Annotated in this window: 20 protein-coding genes; 5 read left to right on the plus strand and 15 right to left on the minus strand. The window is 42.8% G+C overall.

What is annotated here, in order from left to right:
- Window positions 1-319 precede the first annotated feature (319 nt).
- Window positions 320-652 carry a 6-carboxytetrahydropterin synthase QueD gene (gene queD / locus C825_RS17285; protein ID WP_010803414.1) on the plus strand — a complete coding sequence of 111 codons (333 nt, stop codon included), beginning with the start codon at window positions 320-322 and terminating at the stop codon, window positions 650-652.
- Window positions 639-1,184, plus strand: coding sequence for a 7-carboxy-7-deazaguanine synthase QueE (locus C825_RS17290; RefSeq protein ID WP_010803415.1), 546 nt, complete (start codon window positions 639-641; stop codon window positions 1,182-1,184). The genes queD and C825_RS17290 overlap by 14 nt, the downstream gene beginning before the upstream one ends.
- Window positions 1,185-1,312: 128 nt before the next feature.
- Here C825_RS17290 and C825_RS17295 read toward each other — a convergent pair whose 3' ends face one another.
- Window positions 1,313-3,730 carry a TonB-dependent receptor gene (locus C825_RS17295; protein WP_010803416.1) on the minus strand — a complete coding sequence of 806 codons (2,418 nt, stop codon included), beginning with the start codon at window positions 3,728-3,730 and terminating at the stop codon, window positions 1,313-1,315.
- Between the two features lie 198 nt (window positions 3,731-3,928).
- Here C825_RS17295 and C825_RS17300 point away from each other — a divergent pair, with 198 nt between their 5' ends.
- The 3 genes from C825_RS17300 to C825_RS17310 are packed head-to-tail and all read left to right on the plus strand — an operon-like array spanning window position 3,929 to window position 7,720.
- Window positions 3,929-5,788 (plus strand): SLC13 family permease, encoded by a 1,860-nt coding sequence (locus C825_RS17300; protein WP_010803417.1) that lies wholly within the window; start codon window positions 3,929-3,931, stop codon window positions 5,786-5,788.
- 50 nt (window positions 5,789-5,838) lie between these two features.
- Entirely contained in the window at window positions 5,839-6,801 is a 963-nt protein-coding gene (locus C825_RS17305) for a DUF2156 domain-containing protein (RefSeq protein WP_010803418.1), read from the plus strand.
- Window positions 6,755-7,720, plus strand: coding sequence for a GNAT family N-acetyltransferase (locus tag C825_RS17310; protein WP_010803419.1), 966 nt, complete (start codon window positions 6,755-6,757; stop codon window positions 7,718-7,720). The genes C825_RS17305 and C825_RS17310 overlap by 47 nt, the downstream gene beginning before the upstream one ends.
- A 24-nt stretch (window positions 7,721-7,744) precedes the next feature.
- Here C825_RS17310 and C825_RS17315 read toward each other — a convergent pair whose 3' ends face one another.
- The 14 genes from C825_RS17315 to C825_RS17380 form a co-directional block, all read right to left on the minus strand.
- On the minus strand, window positions 7,745-8,053 hold the full coding sequence (locus C825_RS17315) for a HigA family addiction module antitoxin (protein ID WP_007659226.1): 309 nt from the start codon (window positions 8,051-8,053) through the stop codon (window positions 7,745-7,747).
- Window positions 8,054-8,058: 5 nt separating this feature from the next.
- Window positions 8,059-8,373, minus strand: a complete 315-nt coding sequence (locus C825_RS17320) for a type II toxin-antitoxin system RelE/ParE family toxin (RefSeq protein WP_010803420.1) — start codon at window positions 8,371-8,373, stop codon at window positions 8,059-8,061.
- Window positions 8,374-8,500: 127 nt separating this feature from the next.
- Entirely contained in the window at window positions 8,501-8,725 is a 225-nt protein-coding gene (locus C825_RS17325; protein WP_007659224.1) for a hypothetical protein, read from the minus strand.
- Window positions 8,726-9,079: 354 nt separating this feature from the next.
- Window positions 9,080-9,904 (minus strand): family 6 glucosyltransferase, encoded by an 825-nt coding sequence (locus tag C825_RS17330; RefSeq protein WP_010803421.1) that lies wholly within the window; start codon window positions 9,902-9,904, stop codon window positions 9,080-9,082.
- Window positions 9,901-10,782 (minus strand): alpha-1,2-fucosyltransferase, encoded by an 882-nt coding sequence (locus tag C825_RS17335; protein ID WP_007659222.1) that lies wholly within the window; start codon window positions 10,780-10,782, stop codon window positions 9,901-9,903. Before C825_RS17335 ends, C825_RS17330 begins: the two co-directional genes overlap by 4 nt.
- 18 nt (window positions 10,783-10,800) lie before the next feature.
- On the minus strand, window positions 10,801-12,024 hold the full coding sequence (locus C825_RS17340; RefSeq protein ID WP_007659220.1) for a glycosyltransferase family 4 protein: 1,224 nt from the start codon (window positions 12,022-12,024) through the stop codon (window positions 10,801-10,803).
- Window positions 12,021-12,992 carry an NAD-dependent epimerase/dehydratase family protein gene (locus C825_RS17345; protein WP_010803422.1) on the minus strand — a complete coding sequence of 324 codons (972 nt, stop codon included), beginning with the start codon at window positions 12,990-12,992 and terminating at the stop codon, window positions 12,021-12,023. Before C825_RS17345 ends, C825_RS17340 begins: the two co-directional genes overlap by 4 nt.
- 36 nt (window positions 12,993-13,028) lie before the next feature.
- Entirely contained in the window at window positions 13,029-14,120 is a 1,092-nt protein-coding gene (locus C825_RS17350) for a glycosyltransferase family 4 protein (protein WP_010803423.1), read from the minus strand.
- A 4-nt stretch (window positions 14,121-14,124) separates the two neighbouring features.
- Window positions 14,125-14,694: an acyltransferase gene (locus tag C825_RS17355; RefSeq protein WP_010803424.1), complete on the minus strand. Its 570-nt coding sequence runs from the start codon at window positions 14,692-14,694 to the stop codon at window positions 14,125-14,127.
- Window positions 14,695-14,725: 31 nt separating this feature from the next.
- Entirely contained in the window at window positions 14,726-15,484 is a 759-nt protein-coding gene (locus C825_RS17360) for a glycosyltransferase family 25 protein (protein ID WP_010803425.1), read from the minus strand.
- A gap of 2 nt (window positions 15,485-15,486) precedes the next feature.
- Window positions 15,487-17,805, minus strand: a complete 2,319-nt coding sequence (locus tag C825_RS17365) for a GumC family protein (protein ID WP_010803426.1) — start codon at window positions 17,803-17,805, stop codon at window positions 15,487-15,489.
- A gap of 7 nt (window positions 17,806-17,812) precedes the next feature.
- Window positions 17,813-18,595, minus strand: coding sequence for a polysaccharide biosynthesis/export family protein (locus C825_RS17370; RefSeq protein ID WP_010803427.1), 783 nt, complete (start codon window positions 18,593-18,595; stop codon window positions 17,813-17,815).
- A gap of 21 nt (window positions 18,596-18,616) precedes the next feature.
- Window positions 18,617-19,360, minus strand: a complete 744-nt coding sequence (locus C825_RS17375; protein ID WP_010803428.1) for a glycosyltransferase family 25 protein — start codon at window positions 19,358-19,360, stop codon at window positions 18,617-18,619.
- The gene (locus tag C825_RS17380) at window positions 19,335-19,637 is read right to left on the minus strand and encodes an HU family DNA-binding protein (RefSeq protein WP_010803429.1); all 303 of its coding nucleotides are present in this window, start codon (window positions 19,635-19,637) and stop codon (window positions 19,335-19,337) included. The genes C825_RS17375 and C825_RS17380 overlap by 26 nt, the downstream gene beginning before the upstream one ends.
- Window positions 19,638-19,648 lie beyond the last annotated feature (11 nt).

Here is a 19,648-nt window from a genome sequence, read left to right on the forward strand (position 1 = left end):
AACTTATTTGCAGCTTCTTCTATTTTTTAACAATTGGACTTCACCGTTTAATTATCGGTTTGTCACGAAGACAGACACGGTTCTTCTTGATTCATAAGCAGTAATAAAATCCACCAGCTGCTTATTCTCCCTGTATATCGTTTTTAGCATTCCTAAACGAAAAAATTCAACTTTCTAACACATGCAAAAATATAAATCTTTTTTTAATAAATCCTATAATAAGGTATAGTTAACGGCATGGGGATTTTATGTATTTTTGCACCCGTATCGAGGTGACATTAGATACGATATATAAACGTCTTAAATTGCATAATTAAGCATGTACACTGTAATTAAAAGGATGGAGATCTCCGCAGCACATAGCCTGCGTCTCTCCTATTCCAGCAAATGTGAGAACTTGCACGGTCACAACTGGATCATCACTGTTTACTGTCGCTCGAAAGAATTGAATGCCGATGGCATGGTCATCGACTTCAGTCACATCAAAGAATCAATAAAAAACAAGTTGGACCATCAGAATCTGAACGAGGTCCTGCCTTTCAATCCGACGGCCGAGAATATGGCCCGCTGGATATGCGACCAGTTACCTAATTGTTATAAAGTTGAAGTTAAAGAATCAGAATCAAACACTGCGATCTATGAGAAAGATTAATCAAATTTTCTACAGCCTACAAGGGGAAGGCTTTTATACCGGCAGAGCCGCTGTTTTCATCCGCTTTTCCGGATGCAACCTGAAATGTTCGTTTTGCGATACCGAACACGAAGAAGGTACATTGATGTCGGACGAAGAGATATTGGAGGCAATCTCCGCTTATCCGTCAGACATGGTCATACTGACCGGTGGGGAACCTGCTTTATGGATCGACGAAGCATTTATCGACATGCTTCACAAAGCGGGTAAATATATATGTATAGAAACAAACGGTACACGCCCGTTACCCAAAGGCATCGACTGGGTGACTTGTTCGCCCAAAGAAGGGGCACCGCTCAAAATTGACCATATGGATGAAGTCAAGGTTGTTTATCTGGGACAGGATCTGTCATCCTACATCAAACTGCCAGCCAAATACCACTTCCTCCAACCCTGCTCCTGCCGGAACACGATGGAGATAGTCAACTATATCCTCCAACACCCGGAATGGCAACTCAGTTTACAGACACATAAGCTGATTGATATAGCGTAAAAAGTCACTATCCAATGATCCCGGGCTTGACCTGGGATCACTACATGCCCAGCCAAATTTGCGGACAATTTCGGAAAGCAGGTTACGATCTTTGATGGGAATGCTTACCTTTTATTCCAATATATCAATTAATGATTCGTTCCTTCGAACAAGTCGTGATCCTCCTTTCGCTGAGTTGTTTTTGTCTTGAAATTATTAAATGTATAGCTTAACGTCAACGTGATAAGCGGATAGTTCGGACGGATCCGGGTGATGGATTGCAGGTCGGATGTGGTGATCTTGCTGACATAACGGGCCGAATTGAAGACATCGCGGAAAGCCAGCGTAGCAGACAATTTGCGGTTCATCAATTGCTGCCGGAGAGCCAGGTTCACATACCAGAAAGCATCGGTCCGCCCCTGCGTAGTCACGGAAGGGCCGACAAAATTACCGTCCAACTGGATACGGGTCGATTTGCCCAGGTCGAAGGCATTATTCCAGATAATATCGTAATTCGTGCTCTTCTCGTTCGTTCCGTTCAGTTTGTACTGGTTCTTTACTTTGTAATGATACAGGCTACCATTCAGGTTCACATTCCACCAACGGGTAAGCTGAACCTGGCCACTCAACTCCAGTCCGGTCGAATAATCGTGACCGACATTCGCCATCGAGTCCAACGTCACACCCGCTTCATAAGGAACGCGCAAACGCTCGATCTTATCTTTCCGGCTACGATGGAAAACCGTAGCGGAAACCGTATGCTCACCGATATTCTTCTTATAATTAAGTTCGAAAGAGTTGATATATTCCGAACGGATATCCGGATTACCGATTTCTGCCGAATAATAATCGCGATAGGTAATATAAGGTTCCATAAAAAAAAGTTCCGGCCGTGTGATACGTCGTGAATAGGAAGCCATCAGCTTATGATCTTTCGGGAACGTATATCCCAGATGTACCGAAGGGAAAAACTCAAACTTATTATATTCACAGTCTTTACCGGGAATGGAACTGCGAAGCACACGATGCGTATGCTCCCCTCTTACACCAGCCTGGAAATCGAACGATTTATAGCTGTCGCCGACAATCGCATAGATCGAATTGATCCCGTGCTGGAAATAGAAAGTATTGTAGATATCATCCCGCCAATAAAACTCCTGCTTTTCAGGACTCCAGAACTGCATGCTGTAATCGCCATCCTCCAGGTAAGAGAAATACTGGTAACCCGCTTCAATATGGCCGGTCTTGCTATACGGATAGATATAATCCATATTACCACGAACCGTCCAGCGATGTTCGTCCTCCCAGGCACGGTGCCCTTGTTCGCGCTCATTCTTTTTATTAAACAAGTCGCTCTGGAAATACTCCATGGCATTCCCCCCATATTTCAGATAAAAACTACCGGTCAGCTGATGCCCCTCATCATTAAACTTATGGTCGAAACCGACACTCCCCTGAAAATATGTTTCATGCAAGTCATAATCGTCGCGACTATAATAATCGCCATTGGCAAAAGGCTGGCTGCCGACCACCCGTTCCTCCGTATAATCCAGGTCGCCGGTACGGGTACGACCGCCATAACCACCTTCCAGATCAACATTGAACGTCGTATGAGGTAATGTATACATCCAGCCGGCTTTCAGGGAATAGTTGAAATTATTACTTTCACGAGGACCGTTCGAATGGGATGTCGTTGCGGTATCGGCAACGATCGTAGTCTTTTCCTGGTCAAAATCACTTTTCCGCAAACGGTCGGTCCAGCCTCCGCCAAAATACCAGCGGGATGATTTGTTCTGTTGCGTCAGCAGGAAATCCACCCCTCTCGACAAAAATGTGCTACCAGTCAGGTTGACCATTCCGCTGAATCCATGCTGTGCGTGCTTCTTTGTAATGATATTGATGATTCCGACATCGCCCCCTGTATCATGGCGAGCGGAAGGAGTCGTTATGATCTCGATATTTTCAATATGGCCGGAAGGGATCTGTTCCAGAGCCTGTGTCCCACTGAACACGCTCGGCTTACCGTCTACATATACCATAAACCCCGTACTTCCACGGAAAGATACTTCGCCCTCGGCATCCACGCGGATAGACGGCGTATTCTCCAGAATGTCGACAGCCGTTCCTCCGCTTGCCAGCATATTCGAAGAGGCCTCGATCACCTTCTTGTCCAGTTTATAGATGACCTGTTTCTTTTGCGCCACGACTTCCACCTCGGCAAGCCCGACTTCAAGCGGTTTCATAGGAATCGTACCCAAGTCGACTATTTCCGACGATGATGCGAGCACAATATTCTGCCGGGTAAACAAATCGTAGCCGACCAACCGGATCATCAGGCTGTATTCCCCGTTCTTCACATCTGCAATTCCAAAACTTCCGTCCATATCGGGCAAAGCATGAAACACAGGATTATCATCTCCCTTTTTAAAAAGGAGAACGTCTGCAAAATCCAAAGGCTTATTTGTTCCGGCATCCACAATTTTCCCTTTGATACGGGTTAACGGAGCGGCAGTTACAGACAGACTAAAACACAATAAGGCCACAATGAGACAAAAACACTTCTTCATTTCTTTACATCAGTCGTTGTTAACAATTTCGCGAAGATAGTATATTCATTACTGCCATGCAATTATTTATGTAGGTTGTATTCCGTTTTCTACTATTTTTGCATAAAAATTGAAGTATCGGGTAAACATATGGGTGTCTTTTTCAGTTAACTATACTGGAGGAATTCGTTTCAGTAAAAACCATTTTAAGTACATTTTATGATAACAACTCTTATTATTCTGGCCCTGTCGGCAGTCTTTTTTGTCAATGGGAAAATACGTTCAGACCTTGTTGCACTTTGTGCACTGGTCTTGTTAATGGTGTTTAATATCCTCACACCGGAGGAAGCGCTTTCCGGTTTCTCCAATTCCGTTGTCATCATGATGGTCGGTTTGTTTGTCGTAGGCGGAGCTATCTTCAAAACCGGACTGGCAAAAATGATCGGCAGTAAAATACTTCATCTGGCAGGTACGAGCGAAATCAAGCTATTCATATTAATCATGCTGGTGACAGCTTTTATCGGCGCATTCGTCAGCAACACCGGGACAGTCGCGCTGATGCTCCCTATTGTTGTCAGTATGGCAGTCAATGCCAACATCAGTCCGAGCCGTTTCCTTATGCCGCTTGCATTTGCAAGTAGTATGGGAGGCATGGCCACCCTGATCGGTACGCCTCCTAACCTTGTGGTGCAGGAAGCTCTTTCCAATGCCGGATACAATGCTCTCTCTTTTTTCTCGTTCACCCCGATCGGTATAGTCTGTATAACGGTAGGCCTCATTGTTCTGATCCCACTCAGCAAATGGTTTCTGTCAAAGAAAGAAGATACCAAAAAGAATGATACATCTACCGGACGTTCACCCCAGGAACTGTCAAAAAAATACAGCCTTTCCGATAACCTGTACCGTGTACGTGTTCACAAAGACTCATTGGTAAAGAATAAGAAACTGCATGAATTAAATATCACCAGCCTCTACAACCTCACCATTCTGGAAATACGGCGCAAGTCTTCCTCACAAAGCCGCTTCATGAAGACAGTCGACCAGAAACTGGCAGGCCCCGAAACGGATATTCAGGAAGAAGATATATTATATGTATTCGGAGACTACCATAATATTGACAAATTCGTAAAAGAAAACCGGCTGGACCTGACGGAATCGAAAGTTTCGGAATTTACCAGAGATAACGAGAAACTGAGCGTTCGCGAAATCGGTATTGCCGAAGTCCTCTTGATGCCCGACTCCAAACTGATCAACAGAGCCGTTAAAGACTCCGGCTTCCGTGATAAATACTCCGTAAACATTCTGGGAATAGAACGCGGAAACGAATATATCCTTTCCGATGTGAAAGATATAAAGATGCATGCCGGCGATATCCTGCTGATACAAGGAACCTGGGACGATATTGCCCGTATGAGCAAGAAGCAGTCACAATGGGTAGTACTCGGCCAGCCTGTCGAAGAGGCCTCCAAAGTGACACTCGATTATAAAGCCCCCGTTGCAGCCGGTATCATGGTCCTGATGATCGCCGCCATGGTATTCGACTTTATCCCTATCCCTCCGGTCGCTGCCGTATTGATAGCCGCCATACTGATGGTACTGACCGGATGCTTCCGGAATGTGGAAGATGCCTACAAGACAATCAATTGGGAAAGTATCGTCCTGATAGCCGCCATGCTGCCGATGTCGCTGGCATTGGAGAAAACAGGAGCATCATCGCTTATTTCCGAAAGACTTGTCGGAGGACTGGGCAATTACGGTCCGTTGGTCCTGATGGCAGGGATCTATTTCACGACTTCGTTGCTGACGATGTTTATCAGTAATACGGCAACAGCCGTACTCGTAGCCCCCATCGCATTACAGTCTGCCATATCCATCGGTGTAAGCCCCTACCCGTTCCTGCTTGCCGTTACGGTAGGTGCCAGCATGTGTTTTGCCTCGCCGTTCTCTACACCGCCCAATGCGCTTGTGATGTCGGCCGGTAAATATACTTTCATGGATTACGTAAAAGTCGGGCTCCCGCTGCAAATTATTATGGGAATTATTATGATATTTGTGCTGCCTTTATTATTTCCGTTTTAAACATTAACGGACATTTATTAGTTTTATATTTGTACGACAAAAAGAAAAGTATGAAGATTCCTTTTAAACCAATTACAATAGAGGATAAAGAACTTATTACGTCATTTATCTATCCTCACAATTATCGCAATTGCGATTACTCGTTTGCCAATATCTGTAGCTGGCGTTTCCTGTACGACACGGAGTTTGCCGTTGTCGACGGTTTCCTGCTGATCCGTTTCTGGATAGAAGATAAAAGCCGGTTGGTCTATATGACACCTGCCGGAAAAGGAGACCTGAAACACGCGTTGGAGTTACTCGAAGCCGATTCACTGGAACACGGACACCCGCTCTGTATGCTAGGCGTCACACCGGATGCCAAAGACATCCTGGAGGAAGCGCTGCCCGGAGGATTTTTCTATATCCCCGAACGCGATTATTTCGATTATATCTATCTGCGTGAAGACCTGGCATTGTTGAAAGGCAAGAAGTTCCAATCCAAGCGTAACCATATCAATAATTTCAAGAAAAGATATGAATACGAATACGCCCCCATCACTCCGGAACTGATTCCGCAATGCTTAAAGCTGGAATGTAAATGGTACAAAGCCAATGAGACGGAAGATGATGCGGAAGACCTGAACTTCGAACGTATTTCGATGACTTACGCGCTCAACCATTACAACGAACTGGGCCTGCTCGGAGGAGCATTGCTGGTGGACGGCAAAGTAATAGCTTTCACCTTCGGTGCACAGATCAATCACGACACCTTCGGCGTGCATGTGGAAAAGGCAGATGTGAACTATGAAGGCGCTTACACTGTTATCAATCAGGAATTCGCTTCACGCCTACCGGAAGAGTTCGTCTACGTCAACCGCGAAGAAGACCTCGGCATCCCGGGATTGCGTCAAGCAAAACTTTCTTATAACCCGGTCATACTATTGGAAAAGAATGCCGCGATTAAGAAAACGCAAAACAACAAACAAGATGAACAAGCAGCAAATAATCGATCTGTGGCGTCTCTCCTTCAATGATACGGAAGAGTTCATACGCCTTTATTTCGACCGGGTATACAAAGAAGAAAATACACTGGTCATCGAAAAGGACGGACAGGTAGTATCTGCCTTGCAGATGCTGCCTTATACCATGACTTATTATGGTACGGAAATATCCGTAGCCTATATTTCCGGAGCTTGTACCCTGCCTTCCATGCGTGGAAAAGGCCTGATGAAACAACTGATGCAAAAGGCTTTCGATGAAATGAAATACCGTTCGGTTGCCGTAGCGGCACTGATTCCTGCCGATCCCTGGTTATTCGATTACTACCGGGAACTGGGATACACGGAAACGTTCGACTACTCCGAGGATACGTATATACGTCCGGAAATACCGGTCTACGCTCCTCAGATAACCGTTGTACCACCGGAAGTTCCTTCCCTGGATCAACTGTACGACTATTTCAACCGTAAAATCCGCGAAAGACAATGTTGTGTCCTCCACACCAAAGATGACTTTGTCACCATTCTTCGCGACCTGCAACTGGATGGCGGACAAATGCTGACAGCATTAAACGAAAAAGACCAACCGATAGGGATGGCCTTCACTCTTCCGCCGGATCATACACCCGGACTTTCCGAAGATAAGAAACAGGTCTACGTAAAAGAGTTTGTTTATGATGACGACCGGGTAGCCAACCTCTTACTGCAAGAGGCCACTTTGCAAAACAACGTGAATAAAGCTATCTATAAAACACCTCCGGTCGTACCGGCAACCCGTCCGGTCGGAATGGCCCGCGTAATCGACACCGAGCGCCTGATACATCATTGGCTGTCCACCCATAAAGACAGTCCGTTTACAGAACAGAATCTGAAGGATATGGACATCCAGACACTCACCCGGATCGTTATGGGATACCCGAACCGGGAATCATATATGAGTCTGATGCTGGATTAATCCGGCATCAGACTTTAGCTTATACTATAATAACGATGCACAAATTGTCCGTATTTCTTTCAACCGTTCAGAAAGATTGCTCTTTTCACGGGCTAAAGCCATATTATAACGTGTTTGCATATTAATAAGTAATTCAGGATTAATACCTAAAGCAGCTTCTACCATTAATGCAAAATCACTGGTAACAGAACGTTTACCATTCAATATTTCATTCAACATTGTATAAGGTACTCCTAACAAGTCCGAGAACTTCTTTTGAGAAATCTTACGGAATTCCAATTCTTCTTTTAACACATCCCCCGGATGAGTCGGTAATCTTTTTATTGTATCCATACCTATTATTGATAATGATTAGTTATATCTGTTACTATACAAACAGTTAATATGACTTCTGCTGCATCTGTACGAATTTTAAATTCTAACCGATAATGGTAATCTATTCGTATAGAAAAATGATCCTTTAATCCTTGAAGAGCTTCAATATTTAAAGAGTTCAAAACAAACAAATCCTCAATTCGTGTAGCAGCCATTAATGTATCAATACGTTTTTGATATTTTTTAATGACAGCAGCATCAAAACGATATTTCTTGTTTTTACATTTACCACTTTCATATAGTTCTTTCAAATAATCTTTTTCGTATTCTATAGTCATAGTTCTGTTTGTTTCTACAAAGATAATACAACAAAAGTATTATTCACTAATTTAGTGAATGTTTTTTTCTAATCAATAACTATTTCAAAGATATCCCCTTTCTGCAAGTCGATCCTGACGAACCGCATCAACACGATTCGTTCTTTTTCTTTTCCAACGCCTGTTTATAAAGTATGTCCTGAAGTACGGTATACTGGGCAACATAGCTTTCCTCCATCATGCCATTAGCCTCACTCGCCCCGTCTGTCTCCACAAACAGGCTGATTCTTTTACTCATTTCTATATATTCGTCGAATCCTTCATTAGAAGAGTTCAATACGCTGATAATCGTTTTGTATCTCGGGGTATCCATAATTATCTATTAAATTTTAATTCAACAATAAGACACAACCCATCTATAAATAAAACAGGTTGTACAAAGATAGAATAATCAAATTGGATATCCTAGTTGCACAACCTGCGTTTATTTTATGAAAAATGTTCAGATCGTCATCGACATTATTTTATTTCCTAATGCAAAGAAGAAATAGCTGGTATACACATTTGTACTTCATCAAAAAAAGCAAAGTTTCTCCAGGTTTCACCGGTACGTTATAGTACAAACTTAACTTTTCACAAATATCCATCGGATTTATAGATGATTAAAAGTACAAATGCACTAAATCCAAGGTTATACAAATAAGTATTCATTTATTAAAGTATCCGACTAAAGACCAAAACCACGCAATACCCCTATAACCTTTCTGGCAAACCTCACCAAACTGCGCTTCAAATAACTCGTGTAATCATGGAAATTCCTTTTACCTCCGCGTAAATATTTATGACCGCCACAGATAAAGCTTTTATCCAATAAAAGTATAATCTGCGGGAAAGGCATGTTCCAGCCCTCCGGATAACAGTAAGCCGGAGTTAATGAATAAGGCGGATGATCTAAAAAATAACGGTTGATATGCGATTCATCATGCCAAAGAGCCATCACTCCGTTTCTTTTGTCTTCTTCCGTATTATCCCTGAGAGTCTCCGCCATCTTCAAAAAGGCAGGAGTCCTACCGCCGTTTAACCCACCGGCATAATAATAACGGCCTTCTCCGTAAGGAATATAAGCTGTCGATTTTTCATTCCGGTCATAGGTGAATTCGTTCACCTCACGATCATAACCCCCAGAATGTATTAGCCCGACCAATCCGTTGGAACTTTCCTCCGGTAAAAACTCTTTACCGATCTTCTCCCGTATAACCATATTGGCATTGAAAAAATAAAGATAATCCGTTTCCTTTTCCAGCCGTTCCTTTATTTTTAAAAACATACTGAAACGCATCAACGTATTATCGGGCCATCCTAGATTTTCCTGATAAATACGATGGATACGCTTATTCTTTTTTTCTCCATATAAGCATGGATTGTCCGTGAACACGTAGTATTCACGGATGCAGGGGAGCCCCTGCATAAAAGACTTTTCAGTACTCTGATAAAATTTCTTCCAAAAGATAGAGTAACGTCCCGTACAGATATATAATATCCCGATTCTCATATGAATAACTTGGCTATAAGTTTTTTTATTTTTTTATAATACACATAACGATAATGACTTATAGCATACATATATAAATCTATCCATTCGAAAATAGTCTTGCGAATCCGCAATTTGCTCCATTCCTCCGGATATAAATCTTTTATATCATTAGCCCTATAAAGTATTTCAAACCATGATTCAGGACAGATAACCCGTTTATCCGGAGACGAATCCAACCAGGCTCCCCACCAGGCAAACGTGGAATTACTGATGATATGATGCCTGCAAAAACTTTGCAGATACAAATCGACTGATGGTGATTCATTTTCAGAAAAATAAAAATGCTTCCCCTTAAAATGTTTTTTACACCAGTCTATGTCATCGCTAAAAATCAAATAATCAGTCGTTGGTGAAAATAATCGCATTGCTTTTTTATAATATCTGACCGGACAAACAGCATAATACAATTTCGATTGCATATAATCTCCTCTCCGGACATGCACAGAAACCGGTTTTTTATTCAGTATATCCTGATATTTATGTCTTATATACAATTTCGTTTCCTCATCTATAGCAAATAATTCCCGGATAAAATCTTTATCAATATATTTCTCTGACTGAAAATATCCATAAACTGTCAAATCCTTCTCATCCGGTAATGCCCGATAATGAAAAAACGGTTCATTATATACTTTTTGATTTTGCGGAAGACTTTCCGCAAAATCAATCTTACGTAAGATTGATTTTTTGTACTGAAGAACATACTCAACATACCGATAGTCCTCCTGCCCGACAAAAGCTTTAAAAGGGACATTCAACCGCCTTGCCAACGAAATACCCGCTGCAATCTCAAATAAAATATTACCCAATCTATCCGATAAAACAGAATAAATCATATATTCTTTCCATTAATATTATAAAAACTCAGACTCTATCGAGCCTATCATTTTCTCCAATAAAATATCCGGACGCAAATAAGTTTCCGCATATCTCCGGTTCCGTATTCCAACCCGGCTACGTTCGGATTCATCCATTTCGGCAAAAGCCACTATTTTCTGCACCAACAAATCCGACTCACCATGGGAGACGGAAATATTTCCGGGACAACGACACAAAATATCCGTTATATGGGATTGCTCAGGGCCGATATACAATACAGGCTTACTAATGAACATCGCTCCATAGATCTTATTCGGATGCGTAAAACCGACACAACCTTCCCCTAAAGAAACCACCTGGATATCTGCCGAACCTAATGACAAATGAATCTTTTCACGCGGTTGATAAGGTAAAATCAGGATATTATCCAACCGGTATTTTTCTTTGTATTCACGTACTTCCTGCAGACGGACTCCGCCTCCAATATGAACAAACAAAAAACGCCCATCCTCTTTCAGCCTGACCGCAGCATCCAGTAACGTAGTCAACGGATGCATGACAGAATGATTACCGGAATACATAATCACGATCCTGTCCCCAAAACCGTTTTCTATCCGGAACGGATTCTCCATTCGTCCACCTTCAAAAACAGCCGTCATAACCGGCCACACGGGAATCACATCTATTCCGGACTTTTCTGTGTGTAAACGCCGGTTGATATGCTGCTTCATATAATCATCCAATACAATAATTTTATCAGACTGATGAAAGACATAATCCCCGCATTTCTGCATGCTTTTCGCAGGAATAGAACCGGCTTTCATATAACCGGCTACCAACGATAACTCCGGCTGCAGATCCATTGTCCAATATACAAAACGTATATTTTTCATTTTCGCTGCTCTTATCCCAAGATACGATAACAAAGGCGGACTCGTTAACCCTATCATCGCATCGCATTCAGACCGTTTTAATAATAATAATTTACAACTTATCAGAACATTGAAACTCAGGAAATCCGCCAAACGTCCCAGCTTCGTCTTTTTACCGAACCCGGTATTAGACAGACGGTGAATGCGGACTCCGTTATGATGTTCCATAGCCGGATACATTATTTCCGGATGCTCATAATTATGACGGCTGGTGATGACAGTCACATCATGTCCGTGGTCGGACAGAGCTTGCAGCAAATCAACCAAATGTTGTGCCACGGAAGCAGTGTCCGGCCAGTAGACCTGTGAGATACAGACTATTTTCATTTATTCTTTTTCTGTACTTGTTCATTTATCCATCGGTAGGTCAATGCCATCCCTTTAGACAACGGCCAGTTAGGTGCCCACCCCAGTTTCTCCTTAATCAGACGGTTATCCGAGTTACGTCCCATAACTCCCAGCGGACCGGGAATATGTTTTATACTCAAATTCTTCCCCGCAATATCCATCACCATTTCCGCCAGGCCATTAATGCTGATCATCTCGTCCGAGCCGATATTTACCGGTCCCATAAACGCATCCTGACTCATCAGGCGGCGCACACCTTCCAGGCATTCATCGATATAAAGAAACGAACGGGTCTGATTGCCGTCCCCCCACATCTCGATCGTTCCGCCATCAGGCGTTTCAGCCACCTTACGGCAAAAAGCGGCCGGCGACTTCTCACGTCCGCCCTCCCAGGTTCCTTCCGGACCGAAAATATTATGGAAACGGGCAATACGTACATCCAACCCCTTATTACGATGGTAAGCCATATACATACGTTCACTGAATAGTTTCTCCCAACCGTAGTCGCTGTCCGGTCCTGCCGGATAAGCCGAATCCTCTGAAGTAGTCGGATGCAAAGCATCCATCTGGTTACGTTCCGGATAGATACAGGCAGAAGACGAATAGAAAATTCTTCCCGCATTCCGTTTATAAGCCACATCCATCATATGGATGTTACACATCACCGAATTATGCATAATATCGGCATCATTCTCACCGGTAAAAACAAAACCGGCGCCCCCCATATCGGCAGCAAACTGATAGATTTCATCGAACTTGCGGTCGACGGCACGGTTACATACATCCGTGTCGCGTAAGTCACCGATCATAAAATCATCGGCTTCCGTCGGTGAAAATTCCGGATACTTCAAATCGACACCTTTTACCCAATACCCCTCATTTTTGAGGCGTTTAACCATATGGCTACCGATGAAACCACCGGCGCCACAAACTAACGCTGTTTTCATGTTAATTGTGAATTAAATTAATAATGAACCTATATTCTATTTACTCTGAGAATTAACAAAAGATTGGAATAGCATATCCCATTTCTTATAAACTGCTTCAGAATTATAGTTTTGAAGTACGAACGATCTTCCATTCTCCCCATACTCATTTCTCCTATCGAGACTATCCATCAACTTTATAAAAGCCGTCTTTAATCCGGATATATCCTCCGGTGGAACCAGGATTCCTCTATCCTCTCCTATTATATCGGCAGGCCCTTCCGGACAATCGAAAGAAACAACCGGTAGTCCGCAGGAAGTCGCCTCTAAAAGACTCATTGGAAAACCTTCAAAACGGGAAGACATGACATAAATGGAAGAAGACAAATATTCAGAAATTACATCTTGCGTATACCCTTTCAGGAATACATATTGTTCCATATTATACCTCTTTATCTTTTCCGCTAAAAAAGCATGCATCTCTCCTTCCCCGAAAATATCCAGATGCCAGTCAGGATAATCTTTCCAGATATATTTGACAGCTTCCAGTAATAAGTCATATCCTTTCTGGTTAGAAAGACGGCCTATCGAGAGGATTCTTTTTGATGTCAGATCAGCTTTCCCTTTTGGTGTAAAAGTCAACATATTAGGTATGACTTCGACATTTTTCAGCCTCCGTCTGAATTTATCGGCATCCTTCTCGGTGAGAGACACCATTTTATAAAACGACTGATAGACATATTCCCGAAAAAAAAGAATGGGCGAAGGATAGATATCATACAAGTTATGTTCGCAGGCAATCGACTTTTTCGAAAAACCTGAAAAATACAAATACAGATTGGCTAAGAAATTCTGCCCTATAAACAGGCCGGAATCATTTTTACGCATCATTTCGCGAAAAGAAAAGAAAGACCGGATTATCCGTAATAAACGCTTAATTAAAGGACTGTGAATAGAATACGATTCACAGGTTACATAAACGATATCCACCTCTTTTTCAAGAAAGAAAGCCGGTGATATATTCTGCCGGAATAGAGAAATGATCCGCACCTCATGGCCCTTTTTCAGCAATGTATTTGCTAATAAGGTTGTCGTTCTTTCCGTTCCGGCTTTGGCGGTGATATCTACCACTATAAATGAAATTTTCATCTGATTATTCTTTACTGTCAATACTCCTATACTTTATTATCCTGGCTGGATTTCCGGCAATCACAACGTTTTCCGGAAATTTGCCACACACCACACTACCGGCTCCTATAATCGAGTTTTTTCCGATAACGGTTCCTTTCAGAATGATCGAATTCATCCCGACAAAGCAGTTCTCGCCGATCGAAACCGGTTTCATTTTCAGATGAAGAGGATCGGTCGTAAAATTCAATCCCGGCTCAAATGCATGGAAATCATTATCTACGATCTTACAGTTGGCCCCTATGAACGTATTATCCCCAATCCGTATCTCTTTCATAGCGTAAATCGTGGAGCCGGATATACCGACATTTTCCCCGATATGTATAGTTCCTCCGTGCCTTGCCACCAGTATCGTCCTTTGATACATACCTAACAAATTATATACCGGCGTACTACAGAGTCCGGACCCTTTACCGATCGAAATAGACGAGTTCCTGAATGCAAGGATTATGCTGAACCCGACCAGATTAACCCGGCCCAGATATCTGATTTTCTGAAATAAATAAAGTAGATATAATGCAAACAAACGTATCATCCGATCATTTTCAATTAATGTGATAGCCCATTTACACTCTGAATTTCACGATTTTCAACCGCCATAATAAACCATATAATTTGTAATCAAAAAATCTGGTCATTCTATACTTAAAGGAAGTCTTTCGTATTCCTGATGATTTGCGATCCTGGATTATTTCCGACTCAACCAGCTGTTCGGAAGAAGCTCCAAATGCCAGATACGGATATATCCCTAACAGATAAATCCCATGCCTGAACATATATTCAAAATCATCGGCAACAATAAATGGTTTGTTGACCGCTAATAACTTTTCAGCAGCATGCCGGTTCACCAAATAGGCACAAGTTCCCACGGCTTTTATGAACCGGTAAAAAGAATAACTTCCTAACTTAGAAATATCTTTCGTGAAATAAAGCTGATGGGAAGCCAGTGTGATAATACAACTTTTATTAGAAATCATTACTTTATCCATATTTCCAAATATCCAATTAACATCATCGGGATGCTGAAAAAAAACATCATCTTCCAAGATCAACGCATATTTGCAATCCGACCAAAGTAATCTGCGATAGCACTCCCTATGGCTTAGCGTACAGCCAATTTCTCCAGGTAGCGGTTCGCGGTCATATCTTGAATAAAATCTTTTTCGGTCAAATAACTGTCCTATCTGTACCTCCATGAGTTGCTTCCCGTTCACAGCCTCCACCCATTCGATATCCAGGAAAGAATAGCGGGAGACCTCCTTCAGAACCCGTTCTCTTCGTTCGACAGATTCTTTCATATTTATTATATAAGTCTTTATTTTCATCACTATTCCTTTTTATTTCCGTATCCATAGCCATAATAACCATAATAACCGTAATACCCAGCCTGTTCATAACTGACTTCATTCAGAACAACAGCCATATGTGACAATCTACCATCCGTATAAAGTTTCTCGACATCCGGCAATAACCGCCGGTCGAAACGTCCTTCACGAATCACATAAATACATAAATCGGCAACCTGGTTAATTACCTGTGCATCCGCCACTACTCCGTAAGGGACAGTATCTATCAGAATAAAGTCATATTCCCTTCTTAATTCCGCCATCAGCATGTCCAGACGATTGCTGAGCAATAATTCTGCCGGATTGGGGGGGACAGGCCCGGAGGTAATAACATCCAATGTTTCATGCCATTCACTTTTCCGGATAATATCCCTCACATCCGACACCTTGCCGGATAAATAATTAGTTATCCCTGCCGGCACAGTTCCATCTCCACTCTTTGCCGAACCTTTACGAATATCCATTTCCAACAAAATAACCCGCTTACCGGCCAATGCTAATGCCACAGACAAATTGGCTGAAATAAAAGTTTTCCCCGAACCCGGATTAAATGAAGTAAACATGATCGTCTGTACTTCTCCTTTCTTGCTCAGCATAAAGTCCAGATTGGAACGAATGACACGGAACGCCTCCGAAACAGCGTCGCGCCCTTGTTCGTGTACCACTACCAAACCTGATTTTTTCGATTTACGAGGTATTTCCCCCAGAAAAGGAATGGTCAGATTCTCCTCAATATCTCTACGTCCACGTACTTTTACATCGAGTAACTGACGGATATAGAAGCATAAACCGGGAACCAATAAACCAACCAGAAAGGCAGCCAACAAAACGATCAGGGCATTAGCTCCCGCCATTCCGGCCGCATAGGCCCCGTCCACAATACGCAGATTACTGTCGGCCGTAGCCAACGACAAGGCGTTTTCTTCCCGTTTATTCAACAGATAGAGAAACAGTTCCTCTTTAATTTTCTGTTGACGCTCCACCGACAAAACATATTTCTGCTGAGTCGGAATACTACTGATCTTCCCGATTTCAAGCATCTGCATTCTACGGGTATAATCCAGCTTCATATCGATCGCCTCTTTTGTATTTCTCAGGCTTTGGGCGATAGCATTCCGTAAGGAGGCCAATTGGCTGCTTCGTTCTTTCACGGCAGGACTATTGTCACCTGCATTTACCGTCAACTTATTCCGTTCCAGTAATGTCGCGTTATATTTATCGATCATTCCCTCTACACCGACACTCGTTATACCGGTATTAGCCGGAAGCAAATGTTCGTTTTTCAACGGGTCATGCAGATACATCTGCACCAATTCAACCAATTCTCTCTGGTTGGTCAATTCGGTGACCTCCATATCATGCCTGTTCCGGTTTCCCAGATAGATTTTAGCTTCTTCAGCCAAATCCGCCGATTGATTCTGTTTCCGGTAGTTTTCGATATTATTCTCCACATCACCCAATTCTTCATTGATCAACTGCAAACGTTCGTCAATAAAAAGTGCCGTACTACGAATAATCATGTTTTTATCCTGCATCGACTCATCCACATACGCTTGTATCAACGTATTCAGGATATCCTCTCCCCGCTTTGCATCCGTATCCTGGTAAGTGAGCGTCAATAGATTGACATCTTTAGCCGACCGCTCGACTTCGAGCCCGTCCAGATATAAACTGATAAGCGATTTACGATCGCTACATGTTACCTGTATCGGAACATCCAGCCATTCGTCATTGAAAAAAGAAGTACGCCTGACAATCATCCTGCCCAGCGGGCTATTCTGCGGCGTGCCAAAAGTATATTTCATCACACCATCCGGATCATCCTCCAGTCCTTTTATCCGGAAGCCGCCTTCCGGCAAAGGGATAACGGAGAAAACAGCCGGTTGGGAAAAAGAAGAATCCGGAAAACTGATTTCCACCGGAGAGTCGGTATATAAATCCCTGCTTTTCAACCCGTCATCCACAGAATAGTTGATATCCAATCCTAACCGCCGTATAACTTCGCCCATCAACAAACGGGATTTAAAAATCAGAATCTCCCCGTCGATATTATTGCCATCCTCGAACAACTGTTTTTCATTGAAGGCTTCCTCCGATTTCGCTGTGTTTTTTAACTGGACGACAGCTTCCCGCTTATAAACAACCGGGACAGTACGTATGTAAACAAAAGCCAGCATCAGACAGATGAACACCGACAACGCAAACCAATGCCATTTGGCCAACAATACATCCCAAACTTTACGAATATTCAACTCGCTTTTCAAATGCCATTCTTCTATATAAGGCTTATCATCATTCATAAGTATTTTATTTAAAGATAAGTACGCAGGTTGACATCAGGAACGAAATCAAAGACAACCAGGTGCCGACGTTGGTGAACTGATTCTGGGTACTTGCTTCCGCCCGTACCCGGTTAGGTTCCACATAGACCAGGTCGTTCTGCTGCAAATAAAAATCAGGAGAATTGAAAACATCCCTCGAACGCAGGTCATGATACAGAATCGTCCGTACGCCATCCGTTTCCCTGACCACGGCAACCCGGTTACGACGTCCATGGATTGTCAAATCACCGGCAAGCGCCAAAGCCTCGAACAGAGTGACCTGATCAGAAGTGATGTTATATGAACCGGGACGATTCACTTCGCCCAACACTTGTATCCTAAAATTCTGAAAACGAACTGTTACTACCGGATCTTTTATATAATCCCCTTTCTTCAGCTTGTCCTGAATCAACTCTATCAGTTGGCGCCGGGTCAATCCCTGTATTTTGAGCCTTCCCAACAGAGGGAAATTAATGGTCCCGTCCTGTTCTACCAGATAACCACGGTTATTATATCCTGCTCCGTAATTTCCGGAATAATTATTTCCCCATGACAGGTTGTTAAACGGCTGTAATAATTCAGGTTCGGCACAACTGACGGAAATATCCAAAATATCATTTTTCCTGATTTTTATTTCAACGGAATCGGAGACATCCATCCGCTTAAACAGGTCATCTCCTTGCAAGTAAGCGATATCTTTTACTTTTCCGCAAGAAGAGAATAAAAGAGAACAAAACAATACAGCAAATAAATAATTGATTATTTTCATATATCTAATTTTATTAATCGGTTATCTCACAGACAGTATATGTAATAATAGCAATAATCGCCGGCAACCGCCTCTGAAGAAATTCTGCAATCTATAGCGCACGGGGATATCCGTCACGTATTCTATATCTTGCTTGCCCTGTTGAATATCCGTCCCCATACTGTCACCTGTAGAAAAAAGCGGGAATAATCCATACACCTTTATTCCTTTCAAATTCATATACTGATAATCGTCAGCCAATACCGACGGGAAATCCGTCAGCAGTTTTTTCGCCACATTCCGGTGTATCAGATAGACATAAGTTCCCAGTCCGAACCATACCCGGTACATACTATATCCGTTTCCCATATCCCTCCCTCTGGTAGAACTCACCGACAAAAGAGAATAGATAAATACACCGCCTTTCTCTTTTTTCAGCATCTCGCAACATTCAGTCATGACAGCATCCACAAGCTCGGGTTTAAGAAAAACAATATCATCTTCCAATATCAATGCGACCTCTTCGTCCGAATTTAATAACCGGCGATAACATTCCTGATGGCTCAGGGTACATCCGACCTCGCCCGGATACGGATGCCGCTTATAACGATAAGTAAAGCGTTTGACATCAAACAGTCGCTCCGTTTCTTCCGGTAAAAGCCGGTATCCGTCTACCGCTTCCACCAGCTCGACATCCATACAGGCATACCGGGCGGTCTCTTTCAAGATATACTCCCGGCGATCTGCGGATCGCTTCAAATTAATCACATATGTCTGTATCTTCATGTTTCTCATTCAATAGTTCCAGTAACCCTTTTCCCGGTTTAAATTTCACGCTCACTCGCTTACGAATCGGACATTCCACACCCGTACGCGGATTGCGTCCGAAACGTTCTTTTTGTTGCCAGGGTTGAAAGTGCCCGAAATTTTGTAACAACACAGACTCATCCTTCCGGATCGATTCTCCAACTACGGCACACAGGGTATCCACTAATTGAGAAGCCATAGTAACCGTTACCGACATGCGGCTCGCTATTTCTCTAGCCAAATCATTCTTATTCATATCCTTCAATA

This window comes from Parabacteroides sp. ASF519 (genome assembly GCF_000364265.2).
Lineage (GTDB): Bacteria > Bacteroidota > Bacteroidia > Bacteroidales > Tannerellaceae > Parabacteroides > Parabacteroides goldsteinii.